We start from the raw sequence: 14861 nt of genomic DNA, 5'->3' as shown, positions 1-14861 counted from the left end.
GGCGGAGCGTCCGCCTTCAGAGCTCCAGCGTGCCGCGGATGCAGTCCTGCACCGCGCCGCCGACCCAGATACGACCGTCGATGCGCGCCACCCGCACCCGCCCGCGCCGCCCCAGGGCCGTACCCTGGCTGGCCAGGTAGCGCTCCGGCGCCAGGCCGGCCGGGATCAGCCATTGCGCCAGGCTGGCGTTGAGGCTGCCGGTGACGGGGTCTTCCCCCAACTGCCTGCCCATGAACGCTCGTACTTCGAACTGGGCTTCGGCCTCTGGCCCCTTCCAAGGCGCTATCAGGCCCACGCTCATTTCTTCCAGAACAGCGTAGTCCGGCTGGATCGCCAGCAATTCCTCGCGACTTTCCAGCAGTACCGCCACCCAGCCGGGACCGTTGTCGGCCCATTGGCTGGCCTGGATGCGCTCGGACGCCAAACCGATGCCACGGGCGATGCGCGCCAGCACCTCGGGCTCCACCGGCCCGCCACGCAGCAATGGCGGCGCGGCGAAGGCCAGCTCCTCGCCCGCCGCGCGAATCGGCACCAGGCCAGCACCGCACTCCTGGATCACCTCGACGCCTTGCGGCCGGCCACCTTCGCGTAGCCAGACATGGCAACTGCCCAGGGTCGGATGACCGGCGAAGGGCAGTTCGCGCTGCGGGGTGAAGATGCGCACCCGATAGTCCGCCGCCGGATCGGTCGGCTGCAAGAGGAAGGTGGTTTCCGACAGGTTGGTCCAGCGCGCCAGGGCGGCCATCTGCGCGGTGGACAGCTGATCGGCGCCGCAGACCACCGCCAGGGCATTGCCCTCGAGGGGGCGCTGGGCGAAGACACCGACCTGATGAAAGACGAGGGACATGGTGGCGGACTCCTGGCGGCAAAGAGCCGATTGTCCGCATTGGCGGGACCTTTCGGCCAGCTACAGCCGGAGGGGCAAGCGGCCGTACAGAAGGGGCGTTCCTCTCACCCCAACCCTTTACCGGAGCAAGTCGATCGGTACCTCGGGGTGACACCTGATGTCCGATCCGTACCTCGCGTGGAAAACGCTGCGCGGTTTTCCACCCTACCCATCCACGGCACCCGGTACCCGGTACCCGGTACCCGGTACCCGTAGTGTGGACAACGGCGCAGCCTTGTCCACGTACCACGTACCTTGTACCAACCCCCCCGCTACCGCTTCGGACTCAAGGGGCTGTCGTCCAGGTCCTCGCGCTCTTCGGTGGTGGTGGTATCGGCCGAATCCGGCACGTCGCCGTATTCGTCGTAGTCGTGGGGGGTCTGCTGGTCGTCCGCGGGTTCGGGATTCATGGAGTACTCCAGTGAGAGAGACACCCCCGGTGGAGTCCGTAGGCGCAGGCGGCGTTCCCGTCAGACCAGCGCCACCAGACGCTCGGCCACCCGGTCGAAGGGTTCGATGCTGCGCTGGGCGCGGCACAGCGGGATCACGCCCTGCACCGCCGCCACCAGCAAGGTGGCCAGGCCAGTCGCCGCCTCCTCCGCATGCCCATGCTCGACCAGCGCCACCTGCAGGCGCGCCTCCCAGCGGCGATAGATGCCCGCCGCGGCGTCCAGCTCGCGCTGGGCGATCTCGTCCACCGGCTCTTCCACCGCCACCGCCATCACCGGGCAGCCGACGCGGAAGTCCGAGTCCAGCAGGATGTCGCGCCACAGCCGCAGGAAGCCCTGGATACCGGCCAGCGCGCCGGCCTGCAGTTGCCGCTCCAGATCACGGCTGACCTGCGCCCCCGCCAGCTCCACCGCCTCCACCACCAGTTGGTGCTTGCCGCCGGGGAAGTGATGATAGGTGGAGCCCAGCGGCGCCTCGGCGCGCTTGACGGTCTCGCGAATGCTGGTGGCATTGAAGCCGTGCCGCGCCAGCATGGCCGAGGCCGCCACCACGACGCGCTGCCGTACCTTCGACTGCTCGGTCATCCATTCTCCTTGCTATGACAGTCGTCATAATCTACCGTCCAGGCATTATAACAACTGTCATAGGGACCACCCCATGCCCAGCGACGCCCGCGTCGAAGAGCTGATCACCGCCGACGGCTATCGCCTGAGCACCAGTCGCTTTCCCGCCCAGGGCCCGCAGCAGGGCCGACTGATCGTCGCCGGCGCCACCGCCGTGCCCCAGGGCTTCTACCGCCGCTTCGCCCAGCACGCCGCCGCCCGCGGCTTCGAGACCCTGACCTTCGACTACCGCGGCATCGGCCGCTCGGCGCCGGCCTCGCTCAAGGGCTTTCGCATGGACCTGCTGGACTGGGCCCGCCAGGACCTCGCCGCCGCCGTGGATGCCATGGCCCAGGGCGACGTCCCCCTCTACCTGGTCGGCCACTCCTATGGCGGCCACGCCTTCGGCCTGCTGCCCAACCACGCCAAGGTGGCCGGCTTCTACGTCTTCGGCACCAGCGCCGGCTGGTACGGCTACATGCCGCCGCTGGAAAGACTCAAGGTGCTGACCATGTGGAAACTGGTACTGCCGGTGCTGACCTGGTGGAAAGGCTATTGCCCTTGGAGCGCCCTGGGCCTGGGCGAAGACCTGCCGCGCGACGTCTATCGCCAGTGGCGCCACTGGTGCAGCCTGCCCCACTACTTCTTCGACGACCCGGCGATGCGCGGCATCGAAGTCGGCTTCGCCGCGGTGCGCACCCCCATCGTCGCAGTCAACGCTTTGGACGACCTCTGGGCCACGCCCCAGTCCCGCGATGCCTTCATGCAGGCCTATCGCAACACCGACCTGCAACGCGAAGACCTCGACCCCCGCCAGCACGGCGGCGCCATCGGCCATATGGGCTACTTCCGCGCCAGTGCGGAGCCGCTATGGGATCGGGCGCTGGATTGGTTCGCCGCCCTGCCCCGGATGCCCAGCCCGAGCTGAGTAACGAATAGGCGCACTGCGTAGCACCCGTAACCAGAGCTGGACTGGGCCGACATCATCAGCCCACACCTCTTGAAGTCAGGGGATCAAGCCCCGCATGCCGCGCGACCGCCTGGAGGGTGGTGGTGACAGCTCGTCGACTCCAGCACGCGCCTGATCTGGTGCTATCGCCGTTCTCGCCTTAAGCCGAAGCCCCGCCAATCCTCGGTTTCAGCCCTATTACTCGCAAAATCGTCGGACTTAATTGCAAAAGCGGGCTCAGCTCCAGCACTTCGCCAGCCTTGACGCTCTCCCGCCTGCCGCCTAACGTGAAATCCATCACAAGGATGTGGCCGGGAACGATCTCTCGTTCCCGGCCCGGCCAGGAGGCCGCCATGCCCACCACAGACCACCACGGCAAGACCGCGCAAGACTACCGTGCCGCGTTAATCGCCGAACTTGAAGCTGTTCCCGACTACCGCCGCCACGAGCCCCGGCGCTCTACCTTGTTGCTCATCTGGCTGCTGGTGCCCCTTGCCCTGCTCTGGCTCAACTGAAACTTAGTCGCCTTTTTAATTTGTACTAATCAGTACTTACTAACACCAAAAATTAAACTGCAATTTAATAAAAAACAAGCAACACAATAAAAAGAAAAATAAACTCAATAACCTCAAAAATAGACAAGAGAGCTTACGTGAAAAATAACGATTTAAAAAAATTGAGCTGGCTTCACCTTTCCGATTTTCATATAGGAAAAGCAGAGCACTCTCAATCTTCAATTGTAGAGAAAATACTAAAAATAGTAGAACTCAAGATAAAAAAAGATGGCGAGCCAGACTTCGTTTTTATTACAGGTGACATTGCGAACAAAGGGCTCAAATCCGAATATGAAAGATTTTGGGAAATATTTATTGAACCACTCGAAGTCCTTATACCTTCACTTTTAAGCGAAAAGCTATTTCTGATACCTGGTAATCATGATCTTAACAGGGACAAAAACGACGCATTTGATCGCACTCTACTCCTTCAACCTACTGGGCCCTATTTCGCGCCAGAGGAAAAATCCCTGAGCCGTCGTGATATCGTAGTAGCTAGATTTGAAGAATTTATTGCACATGACGTGACAGGCTACTCTGACCTCTTCCAAAAAAGCGACGGAGCATACTCAGTTGTACTTGAAAAAAATGGTTGCTCCGTTGGCATTGTAGGAATCAACACTGCCTGGCTTTGCAAAGATGATCATGACTACAAAAGATTAACTCCAGGAAAGTCCCTGCTGGAACAAGCTCTTTTAAAAACCAAGGGGACAGACTTAACTATTGTGCTTGGACATCACCCAATAGATTGGCTCTCAAGCGACCATGCCAGACCAATAGCATCCATACTAGGACAAAATCATACACTGTATTTACACGGCCATATGCACGACGCCTGGGTATCACCTGACTATGGTTCCGGGAATCATTTCTTAAGTATTCAGTGTGGCGCCGCATTTCAAGCGCATGAGGCCGACAAATGGAAGAACGGTTTCATTTGGGCCGAAGCCGACCTTAACAACCAAACATTGGATCTTAAATCCTACGAATGGATCAATAAACACCAAGAATGGATCGTTAGCGAAAGTGCATTTCCGCCCTCCAACAAAAGGGGCGACACTTGGCGATATTTACTTCCCAGAAAAATGAACGCTTTCTTCAAGGAAGCCATTGAAAGCGGCGGCAATCATCTCCCTGGAGGATGGGACATTAGCACCGCAAACACATTAAACATCAACCGAGCCGAACTAGCACTAGATGAAGCCATATCTTTTTTTAATGGCGCAACTCCAACATGGCGAACAGCGCTTTCAATCTCGATTCCTCAGAGAAGAATTGTCCAAAAAAGCGCTGCTATTTTTAAAGACTTAGACACTTCAGACAAGCCGATTGTAGGACTTATTATCTCCGCAGGCTGCGAAGGAAAAAGCACTGCCCTGCTTCAAACCGCATATGAAGTAGCTCTGCAAAATCCTGACATTCAGATACTACGGAGGCATAACGATTTCCGACCTTTCAATCACACAACGATACTGGAAATCATAAATAATGACAAAAAATGGTTAATTGTATTAGACGAGGCTGATCAAGAAGCCGAATCGATACTTGAATTCATCAATAAGCACATAGAAATCTTAGGCGGCCGGATTCATTTTTTGCTTGCTTGTAGAGACTCAGCATGGATTGCCTCATCTGCTGTTAATCTTAGATGGTCATCAGCAAAATTCAAACAAGAGAGGCTATCAGGTTTGACACAAAGCGATGCAGAAGCAATTGTCCAAGCGTGGGCAGCATATGGCAATGACGGCCTCGGCGCTCTATCAAATACTCCTCCTCAGCGAAGAGCAGCAATATTTAAAGAATATGCCGACCGCGAAATCAAAAAGACTGCAGGCAGCGGTGCTCTTTTTGGAGCCCTACTTTTAGTACGACATGGAGACGACCTATATGACCACGCGAAGACGTTGGTCGACAAGCTGGAAACTGTAGAAATCGGCAACGGACTAACACTAAAAGATGCTATTGCATATATAGCAATTATGCACGCAGAAGACCAGAATTATCTTTGCAAAGATGTACTGCAAAAAACCTTAGAATTCGAGGGAGGGAATTTCCACTCCGCAGTGATCCGACCGCTAGGCCAAGAGGCGGCTGCAACAGCGACATCTACGTATATTTATACTAGACACAAATACATAGCGAAAGAAATAATAAAAGTCTTAACCGATGATTACTCCTTGGACATCCAGAGCTATTACATCAAGCTTGTACAGTCAGCCCTAGCACTTATGACTCAAGGAAAATATCTTAAAGACCTTCAGTCTTGGAGGTACAAGCTCGCTGACCACTTTATAGCAAATGACAATTCTCACTTGGCAATAACTATTGCAGAAGCTATTCGAGATCATGACCCACACGACACCTATACAACCACATATTTAGCCCGCCTTTATCGAGAAAGCAGTCGTGCTAAAAATGCCATTGAGCTTTTCAGAAGTACAACTGACGCACCGAAAACAAATCGTAGAGCTTTTTTCTTCGAATGGTCAGTCTCAGAAGGATTTTCCGAAAATCTCTTTGAGAGCGCAACACTTTGTTTGTTCTCCCTTAGTGATGACTGCGAGTACCTTCCTTTGCCTGTCGATCTATCCATAATGCTTCTCAATGGGGCATCGGAAAGTTTCAAACGCCTTCACGCACGCTACCCTGATAATGAATTCATGCAGGCATTCCACGCCACTTGTTTTCTCTTACTGCTTTGTGAGACCCACGACAAAAAATCTGAAATTAGCCAAAACGCGGTGGCTTACGGTAAAGGAATCGCAAGAGGCCTATATAGTGAGCCATCCATATCGGCAGCCATCGAAAGTCTTAAAGCGGCATTCTCGCTTTGCAAACTCTACATTCAAACCGATGAAATAGCCAACGCTATAGAGGACGTCGCGTCTATTGAATTTTCTCGACTCGACAGAATGGCAAAAAACATTGGACCTAAACAAGAACAGTCTAGAAAATGATAAGAAAGGGAGCGTCTGCTAAGATTGTGTAGGGGCACTCCTAAGAATGGCCGGGCTTCGCCTCGGTTGCTCGTCCTAGTCTAGAAATGGCGGAGCTACGGCCTGGTGGTGACCTGTACCCAGCACGCGCTCAGAGACTCCTACTCGTCTAGGAGCAAGCGCATCGACTTGAAAATACCTAACGGCACACAAGCTATTCTCTAGAACCAAATCCCTCATGCTCATGAGCCGTAGTGCTTTTGCAGCCACTACGTGATGTTTCAGAACGATCTACGCCTTGTCGGCGGCGTTTTTCAGCATGAGGGCGTTGCCGCTCCTTATCATCGCCTTTGCATGACTCGTCACGGCGCTTGGTTTCCATCGGAGCGCCGACTCGCCGACAACTCATTCGCCACTGCGTGCGCGAGCGTCCGAGGCACCGCGCTAGCCCTTTTGAGCTATTGCGCCTGCCGTTTCAAGCCTTAGCTTACTGGCGAAGATTTTCTCACCTTCCAGGCGCTTCTCCTCCGGGCACCGCTGCTGCCTCTGCCACAGTCGAAGCCCGCTACCAGGACACCGCCCCATGCACACCTCCCGCGCCCTCGTGATGATGTCGATGCTGGCCAACATCGGTATGGCCTGGGCGGACAGCGCGGAAGACACTCGCCATTCGCTGCCGCCGATCCATGTTCGCCAGAGCGTGGAAATGACCTACCAGGGTGTCAACGAGGCGCGGGCGAACTATCTGGCGGCCCTGCGCGACTGCCAGGCGGGTGGATTGCGAAGCCGCGCCCTGGCCGATCAGGACGTCGCCTTGCTCGGCACCACCCGCTATGAGCTCTGGTTCGCTCGGGATATCGAGGTGGTTCGCGAGACCAGTTGGAGTGTCGCCGACGATGGCCCTGGCGGTACCTGCCTGTTCCGCCTGGACACCACCGGCACCCAGGAGACCACCACCGAAACCTCCTATCAACGGGTGGATCTGGCGACGGGCGAGAAAACCGAAGAGGCCGCAGCACCAGAGGCCTTGAGTCGCACGCCGGTGGAAAGGAGCGCGCCGGCTGCGCTGGGCGATTTCCAAGGACCGACCTCGCGCACGGTGGCCGGGCAGCCCTGTGACGAATGGGTCAAGCCCAATGGCTTGCGTCAGTGCGTCTGGTCGGGGGGGACGAAGTGGGGCTTCACGGCCGAACCGCTGAACGACCATCGGCCCAATCGGGGTTTCATCGTGCTGGAGCAGATCCCCGGGGCCGACGCGGACTTCAGGGTCACCACCCAGGTGATGACCGTGGGCGAGCCGTTCGACCAGGCCGCGTTGGCGGCGCCAAGGGTGCCGGGGAAGCGGGACTAGGGCTGGGGGAAAGGGGCTTGGGCGGCATCGGAAAGCCCTGGAGCGCGAGCCCAGGCCTGGGTTTGTCGCTTCATGGCTGGCCGGCGTTCAGCGGTCGAGATCGCGCCGGGCAGCTCAGGATGGCGGCCTCAATATTTCCGCCACGCCGCCGCTAACCTTGCCTACTCTTTGAAGATGGAGTTCATGATGTCCGGCCCAGGATCGGTGAGCGGTATCGGCAGCGGCATCCTGCATCCCGTCACGCTCAGGCTGAGTGGCGCGGCCAAGCCCAGGGACGAGGACCTCGCTGCCGCCCAGGCCGCGCAAGCCAAGCAGCCCAAGGGCATCGGCAAGCCCAATCCGCTCGACGGGATCAAGGCCAAGGCCGACGCTGCCGCCAGCAGCAGCGAGAAAGGCAGCACCGGCAACAGCACCCTGGATACGCTGCAGAAGGCCATCGACATGGCCAAGCGGCAACTGGAGTTGGCCCAGAAGCAGTTGCGTGCGGTGGAAGCCCAGAGCAAGGGCGCCAGTCAGCAAGACCGGGACGCCAGCCAGGCCGCGCGGGAAGCCGCCCAGGCCAACGTGACGGCCGCCAGCGAAGCGTTGATGAATGCCTACGCCGCCTACACCGAAGCGCTGAAGAAGGCCGGCGACAGCAGCGGTGGGGTCAGCGCTCGGGCGTGAGGCTCGTCCGCTGCGCCACGGCAGAGGCCGACCGCACCGCCTACCTGACGCCTGAATGTGGACGCCAGCGATGGAGCACGGGCGGCCCAGGTGATGCGGTTCAGACCCTGAGCACCAGTTTGCCCTGGATGCTGCCGCGCTCGGCGCGCTGGTGGGCGGCGGCGGCGTCCGCCAGGGGATAGCTGCTGTCGATCACCAGGCGCAGGATGCCGTCGTCGAACAGCCGGGTGGCCTCGGCCAGTTGGCCGCCATGGGAGCGCACCTGCAGCGAGGAGACCTGCACCCCTCGCGCCGCGGCCTGCGCCTGCCCGGCGAAGCCCAGGGGGTTGACCAGGAACAGCGCGCCACCCGGACGGATCAGCGGGATGCAGCGCTCCAGATCGGGGCTGCCCACGGCGTCAAGGAAGAGGTCGGCGTCCCGTACCCTGGTTGCCACGGGCGTCTGGGTGTAGTCGAGAAACTCGTCGGCACCCAGCTCCCGCAGCAACTCCCGGTGACGACCGGACGCCACCGCGATCACCCGGGCGCCCTGCCATTTGGCGATCTGCACCGCGAGGTGCCCTACCCCACCGCCCGCGCCATTGACCACCACCGTCTTGCCGGCCAGGGCGACCTGGCGATGGCGAAAGGCCTGGAAGGGGTTGGGCTCGTCGTGCCCCTGGTCGATCAGGAACTGCCAGACCGTGAGCAGCGACATGGGCACTCCCGCGGCGTGCAGGTGATCCAGGGCGTTCGGCTTCAAGGCCGCTTCCGTGGCGGGCACGCAGACATACTCGGCATAGGCCCCGCTGCCCTCCATCAGGGCTGCCGGGAAGCGCACCAGGGCATAGACCTCATCGCCCGCACGGAAGCGGGAAACCCCTGCGCCCACCGCCGCGACCTCGCCGGAAACGTCGGTGCCGGGGATCAGCGGAAAGCTGGCGTTCGGGCGCCACTCCGGCGGCAGGGCACGGTAGCCGTCGCGCAGCATGAGGTCGGGCGGGTTGATCCCCGCCGCCCGTACGCGCACCAGGATCTCGCCGGCGGCAGGCGTGGGCCGGGGGGCGTCTTCATGGACCAGGACCTCAGGGCCGCCAAAGGCGTGCAGCCGTACGGCTTTCATCATCTCGTTCATCGCAAGCTCCAGACCGGAAGGGATGAAGGGATGCTAGACCTGGGCCGATCGGTTGATAATGAGGTTCCACAGCCTTTCAGTGATGCCGCGATGGAACAAATGGGTCTGGAACGTCTGACCGGCCTGATCGCCTTCGCCCGTGCCGGATCGCTGGGCAGCTACACGGCTGCCGCGCGGGCCCTGGGGGTGTCGCCCTCGGCGATCAGCAAGAGCATCCAGCGGCTGGAGCGACAGCTCGGCCTGGCGCTGTTCATCCGCACCACGCGCTCGCTGAGTTTCACCACCGAGGGCCGCGACCTGCACGAACGGGTGCTGACGCTGCTGCGGCAGGCCGAGGAGATCGAGCAGGTCGCCCGCGCGGCCCGCGCCGACCCCTCAGGCACCCTGAGAATCGCCGCTTCGCTCCCCCTGGGCCTGCACCTGATCGCGCCGGTGCTGGCCACCTTTCGCCAACGCCATCCCCGGGTGTCCATCGACCTGCGCCTGAGCGACCAGCGGGTCGATCTGGCCGAGGACGGCATCGACCTGGCCATCCGCCTCGGCGACCTGCCGGACTCCAGCCTGCTGGCCCGGCGCCTCGCGCCCTATCGACTGGGCTGCTATGCCGCGCCGGACTATCTGGTCCGCCGCGGTAGGCCTGGTCATCCCGACGAGTTGGGGGCGCACGAGACGGTCAATCTGCGCTATCAGCAATCCGGGCAACCCTTCCGCTGGCCCTTTCTGATCGAGGGCCAGGAACGCGAGATCCTGCCGGCCGCGGCGATCCTCGCGGATGCCAGCGAAGCGGTGCTGGCAGCGGTCGCGGCGGGCGCCGGTATCGGCATGGCGGCCAGCTTCATGGCCGCGCCCTGGGTGGCGCGCGGCGTGCTGGTACCGGTGCTGGACAATTTCACCGTGGAGCGCCGCAACATCACGGCCCTGTGGCCGGAGAGCCGGCGGACCCATCCCGGGGTGCGGGCCTTCGTCGAGTTGCTGGTCGAGGGCGGCTAAGGCCCGCGGCCAGCCCAGGCGCCAAGGCCTGAAGACGATATCCCGCTTCAGCTGGGTGCCTTGCCGTCCCCCCCACAACATCGGACTTTTGGTTACCCTCTGCGCTCGACCGAAAAGCAAGAGGGGTAACGGCATGACCCATCGACTGCAGGGCAAGACCGCACTGGTCACCGGCGCGGCCCAGGGCATAGGCGCTGCCATCGCCCGGGCCTTCGTGGCGGAAGGTGCCTTCGTCTATGTCACCGACCTGAACGACGAGTTGGGCCGCGCCGTTGCGACCGAGTTGGGCGACAGCGCGCGCTATCTGCATCTGGATGTGCGGGACGAGGCGCAGTGGCAGCAGGTGACGAGGCAGATCCTCACCGAGCGCGGCCGGCTGGAGGTGTTGGTGAACAATGCCGGGATCACCGGATTCGAGCAGGGCGTGGTGGCCCACGACCCGGAACACGCCCGCCTGGCAGACTGGCACGCGGTGCACCGCACCAATCTCGATGGTGTCTTCCTCGGCTGCAAGCATGGCATCCGCGCCATGCGCCCGGCCGGAGCCGGCGCCATCATCAATGTCTCGTCGCGCTCCGGCTTGGTGGGCATTCCCGGCGCGGCGGCCTATGCCTCGTCCAAGGCCGCGGTGCGCAACCACAGCAAGACGGTGGCGCTCTATTGCGCGGAACAGGGCCTGGCCATCCGCTGCAATTCCATCCATCCCGCCGCCATCCTCACGCCGATGTGGGAACCCATGCTGGGCGACGGCCCTGACCGCGAGGCACGCATGGCGGCCCTGGTGCGAGATACGCCGCTGCGGCGCTTCGGCCGGCCCGCGGAGGTCGCCGCCCTGGCAGTGCTGCTGGCCTCCGACGAGGCCGCCTACATGACCGGCAGCGAGCTGAACCTGGATGGTGGCCTCCTGGCCGGGTCGGCGGTGACGCCAGCGGTGGTGGAGTCGACCTGGCCCGCTACTCCCTGACCTTGAAGCTCAGCCGTAACTCGGTGCCGCGCTGACCGGCGCGGGACCATTGGGCATGGGCGCCGATCTGGCCGGCCAGGCCTTCGATCAGCTTCATGCCGGTGCCCGAACCGGGTCTGGCGGCGGGTGCCTGTAGCGGCAGACCCTTGCCATCGTCCTGGATACGCACGGTCCAGGTGTCGTCGGCGGCGGCCTCGATATCCACCGCCAGCAGTCCGCCCTGGCCGTCGAAGGCATATTTGAGGCTGTTGGAAGCGAATTCGGTGAGGATCAGGCCCAGGGGCACGGCGGTATCCGGGCTCAGGTCCACGTCGGCGATGGCGATCTGCAGCCGCACCTGGCCGGAGTGCTCCTGGTGCAGGTGGCAGAGATTCTCCAGCAGTTGCATGACGAAGGGGCGCAGCCGCAGCTGCTTGGCGGTATTGGCTACATAGAGCTGCTCGTGCACCAGGCGCAGGGCGTCGATGCGCGTACCGATGCCCTGGAGTTCCTGGCGCGCCTCGTCCGATTGGGCGGCGCGCGACCTGAGCCACACCAGGCCGGCGATGATGGCGATGTGGTTCTTGATGCGGTGCTGCATCTCCTGCATCAGCCGGGTGTTGGCCTGCAGGGCGTCGTTGAGGTCGCTGGTCTTGAGCAGGCGGTCGATGACCGGGCCGAGGATGGTGGCGTAGGTGCGCAGGAATTCCACGTCTTCCTCGCCGAAATCCCGCGGCTCGCGGGCATCGACCTGCAGCAGGCCATAGGGCCGGCCGCCGGGCAGGAAGATGGGTACGTTCACCAGCGCCTGCACGCCGTGCTCGCGCAGGAAGTCGGCCAGGTCGAAGCGCTTTTCCTGGCGGATGTCGGGGGTGATGACGGGGCGACTGACCTTGATCGAATAGGCTTCGGACGAACGCTCGCCGAGGGACACCTTGGCCCGGCCGACGACTCCCGGCTTCCAACCAACCCCGGCGCGTACCAATGCCTGGTGCTCGCCGCGCTCGATTTCCAGCACCTTGGACAGCTCGGTGCCCAGGGCATCGCCCACGAGATGGCAGGCACGCATGAGGATCTCGTCCAGATCCTCGCAACGCAACGCGAAGTCGCCGAAGTCCGCCAGTAGCCTCTGGCGCTGGGTCAGGGCCTGGATCCGCTGCTGATCATTCATGGAGCTTTCCTGAACGCATGTTCCGCCCGGCGACGCCGCCGGGACGGGGCCCGGGCAACGGTGTCTGCCGACCGCGGTGGGAATAGGGATTAGTCATCCGGATAGATGTCTTCCGCGGTGATGGCCGGCAGGCTACCGATGGCGCGCAGTTCGTTGATGGCGTCGCGGATCACCTCGTAGAGCAGCGCCGTGTTGCGCACCAGGGTCTGGTTGAGGATGCGCGACACCCGCGCCGGCCGGGCGGGATCGATGAGGGTGATCAGCAGGTTGTCACCCTGGGACTGGATCTCGTGCTTGATGGGCGGGTCCAGCGCCGCCAGTTGGCTTTTAAGGGCTTGCATGAGCCAGGTGTTCTCCAAGAGCTGTTGCTCATTCCGACTCGACCGCCGGCGCAGGCGTTCCAGCGCTGCGCTTGCCAGCGCCTGCCGCTCGCGACCAGGGCTGACGGGAGCCCTTACCACTTCAGCCCGCAACAGAGTCGTTTCACGGCAAGCGCGCCTGGTCCTCGGCGCAACGGCTCAGCGGCGGGGGCGAGAGACTGCCGGCTGCGGTCGGGAGGATGACGAGGACGTGGACAGCCCTCGTAGCGGCCCGAAAGGGGCGAGAAGCCGAGGCTGGATACTGCCGCGATGGCCAAGCGCATGAATTGTCAGCTGCGCGGTTAGGACTTATAAATTTCGATTAGTCATTTTAATAAGAAAGGGGAAGGCTTCGATGAACAGCGTTTTCAACGTGCGACGCGCCACGGCCACCCTGGGCTCTGCCATTGCCTTGCTGTTGCTGCTGACCACCCTGACCGTCAAGGCGGACGAGCCACCCAAGCCGGTCGAAGGCGACTTCGTGGTGCCGCGCTTCACCTTCCATACCGGGCAAACCCTCGACGACTTCCGCCTGCACTATCTGACGCTGGGAAAACCCGACAACCCGGCAGTGCTGGTGCTGCACGGCACCGGCCAGCAGGGTGCGGCGATGCTGAGCAAGGATGTGGGCGGCCAGCTGTTCGGCCCTGGCCAGCCGCTGGATGCGGACAAGTTCTTCATCGTGATCCCCGATGCGATAGGCACGGGGAAATCGACCAAGCCCTCGGATGGCTTGCGCGCCGCCTTTCCCCATTACAACTACGCCGACATGGTGCAGGCGCAATACCTCCTGCTCACCCAGGGACTCGGCATCAAGCACCTGCGGCTGATCATCGGTAATTCGATGGGGGGCATGCAGACCTGGCTGTGGGGTGGCCTGCACCCCGGCTTCGCCGATGGCCTGGTGCCCATGGCGGCGCAGCCGACGGAGATGGCCGGTCGCAACTGGATCATGAGGCGCATGCTGGTGGAATCCATCAGGCAGGACCCGGCCTGGAACCAGGGCAATTACCAGACGCAGCCGCCGTCCCTGCGCCTGGCCAAGACGATGTTCGAATTCGCCACCAGTGGCGGCACCCTGAACTACCAGGAGATCGCCGGCACCCATGCCAAGGCGGATGCGCTGGTCGACAAGCGCCTGGCGGCACCGGTGGCCGTCGACGCCAACGATTTCATCTACCAGTGGGAGGCCTCGGCGGACTACGACGCCGAGCCGGGACTGAGCAAGATCAAGGTGCCGGTACTGGCCATCAACGCGGCGGACGACGAGCGCAATCCCCCCGAGACCGGCCTCATGCAGGAGGCGCTGAAGAAGGTGCCCAGTGCCCGGTATCTGCTGATTCCGGGCAGCACCGACACGCGTGGGCACGGTACGACCGGCCTGGCCAGGCTCTATGCGGCGGAGCTGGCGCAATTCGTCGATACGCTGCCCTGATTTCCTGCAGGCCAGGGCGGCCGGGTGATCCAGGTTACAGGTATGCACCCAGATGCGCTCGTGCCCGGCCAGTTCCAGGCGCTGCGAAGGGCGTGGCTGAGCAGCGGACCGCCGAAGCCGAGGCCCATGAAGGCACCGGCCAGGCCGAAGTAGCGGATCTCGACGTTGCGGCCATCCGGGCGATACAGCTCGTAGTAGCCGGCGATGGCGCCCCGGTGGTAGGCGACCCAGGTGCGGTGCCCGTCCTGCTCCACCATCTCACGCCATTGCTCGTCGCTCCAGCGGTCGAGATCACCCCATTCCCAGGCCTTGCCCACCAGGGCGTAGAGAAAGCGGTTGAGTTCGGGCTGCGGCACCTCGCATTCGACGATCTGCAGGTCGGGCCGCTGCGGCTTCTCCCGCAGCTCGGCCGAGGCGGTCATTTCGAGGTAGAAGGTGGTGCAGGTCCGGTCCAT

General features: G+C 62.0%; 14 protein-coding genes and 1 pseudogene. 8 read left to right on the top strand and 7 right to left on the bottom strand.

What is annotated here, in order from left to right; translation table 11 throughout:
* Positions 1–16: 16 nt before the first annotated feature.
* The 3 genes from AR540_RS19825 to AR540_RS19820 all read right to left on the bottom strand — a co-directional run bounded on the left by AR540_RS19825 (position 17) and on the right by AR540_RS19820 (position 1920).
* A complete protein-coding gene (locus AR540_RS19825; protein WP_059231284.1) occupies positions 17–847 on the bottom strand; it encodes a PhzF family phenazine biosynthesis protein in 831 nt (276 codons plus the stop codon).
* Between the two features lie 311 nt (positions 848–1158).
* Complete coding sequence (locus tag AR540_RS25800; RefSeq protein ID WP_177339262.1) at positions 1159–1296, bottom strand: hypothetical protein; 138 nt, start codon at positions 1294–1296, stop codon at positions 1159–1161.
* Positions 1297–1356: 60 nt separating this feature from the next.
* Entirely contained in the window at positions 1357–1920 is a 564-nt protein-coding gene (locus AR540_RS19820) for a TetR/AcrR family transcriptional regulator (protein WP_059231282.1), read from the bottom strand.
* 73 nt (positions 1921–1993) lie between these two features.
* Between AR540_RS19820 and AR540_RS19815 the strand changes: the two genes are divergently transcribed.
* From AR540_RS19815 to AR540_RS19805, 5 genes are all read left to right on the top strand, one after another.
* Positions 1994–2866, top strand: coding sequence for an alpha/beta hydrolase family protein (locus tag AR540_RS19815; RefSeq protein ID WP_059231280.1), 873 nt, complete (start codon positions 1994–1996; stop codon positions 2864–2866).
* A gap of 374 nt (positions 2867–3240) precedes the next feature.
* Complete coding sequence (locus AR540_RS25660) at positions 3241–3402, top strand: hypothetical protein (protein ID WP_160328352.1); 162 nt, start codon at positions 3241–3243, stop codon at positions 3400–3402.
* A 137-nt stretch (positions 3403–3539) separates the two neighbouring features.
* Positions 3540–6398, top strand: a complete 2859-nt coding sequence (locus tag AR540_RS24965) for a metallophosphoesterase family protein (RefSeq protein ID WP_160328351.1) — start codon at positions 3540–3542, stop codon at positions 6396–6398.
* A gap of 562 nt (positions 6399–6960) precedes the next feature.
* Complete coding sequence (locus tag AR540_RS19810; protein WP_059231277.1) at positions 6961–7728, top strand: hypothetical protein; 768 nt, start codon at positions 6961–6963, stop codon at positions 7726–7728.
* A 186-nt stretch (positions 7729–7914) separates the two neighbouring features.
* On the top strand, positions 7915–8394 hold the full coding sequence (locus AR540_RS19805; protein WP_059231274.1) for a hypothetical protein: 480 nt from the start codon (positions 7915–7917) through the stop codon (positions 8392–8394).
* Positions 8395–8494: 100 nt separating this feature from the next.
* Here AR540_RS19805 and AR540_RS19800 read toward each other — a convergent pair whose 3' ends face one another.
* Positions 8495–9508 carry an NADP-dependent oxidoreductase gene (locus AR540_RS19800; RefSeq protein WP_059231272.1) on the bottom strand — a complete coding sequence of 338 codons (1014 nt, stop codon included), beginning with the start codon at positions 9506–9508 and terminating at the stop codon, positions 8495–8497.
* A gap of 99 nt (positions 9509–9607) precedes the next feature.
* On the opposite strand from AR540_RS19800, the gene AR540_RS19795 reads away from it, so the two are divergent.
* Together AR540_RS19795 and AR540_RS19790 are read left to right on the top strand one after the other, a co-directional pair.
* Positions 9608–10498, top strand: a complete 891-nt coding sequence (locus AR540_RS19795) for a LysR family transcriptional regulator (protein WP_059231270.1) — start codon at positions 9608–9610, stop codon at positions 10496–10498.
* A 133-nt stretch (positions 10499–10631) separates the two neighbouring features.
* A complete protein-coding gene (locus AR540_RS19790; RefSeq protein WP_059231268.1) occupies positions 10632–11462 on the top strand; it encodes a glucose 1-dehydrogenase in 831 nt (276 codons plus the stop codon).
* On the opposite strand, the gene AR540_RS19785 is transcribed toward AR540_RS19790, so the two are convergent.
* Positions 11452–12612 (bottom strand): sensor histidine kinase, encoded by a 1161-nt coding sequence (locus AR540_RS19785; RefSeq protein WP_059231266.1) that lies wholly within the window; start codon positions 12610–12612, stop codon positions 11452–11454. The genes AR540_RS19790 and AR540_RS19785 overlap by 11 nt on opposite strands.
* Positions 12613–12701: 89 nt before the next feature.
* Positions 12702–12953, bottom strand: coding sequence for a hypothetical protein (locus AR540_RS19780; RefSeq protein ID WP_153014277.1), 252 nt, complete (start codon positions 12951–12953; stop codon positions 12702–12704).
* Between the two features lie 373 nt (positions 12954–13326).
* On the opposite strand from AR540_RS19780, the gene AR540_RS19775 reads away from it, so the two are divergent.
* Entirely contained in the window at positions 13327–14406 is a 1080-nt protein-coding gene (locus AR540_RS19775) for an alpha/beta fold hydrolase (protein WP_059231263.1), read from the top strand.
* 9 nt (positions 14407–14415) lie between these two features.
* On the opposite strand, the pseudogene AR540_RS19770 reads toward AR540_RS19775, so the two are convergent.
* Positions 14416–14861 (bottom strand): annotated as a pseudogene (locus AR540_RS19770) (GNAT family N-acetyltransferase); the annotation flags it as partial.

It is taken from the genome of Pseudomonas sp. EpS/L25, assembly GCF_001512295.1.
In the GTDB taxonomy this organism is placed as follows: domain Bacteria; phylum Pseudomonadota; class Gammaproteobacteria; order Pseudomonadales; family Pseudomonadaceae; genus Chryseomonas.
The sequence above is the reverse complement of the archived record's forward strand: the minus strand, read 5'-3'. Positions and strand labels throughout refer to the sequence as shown.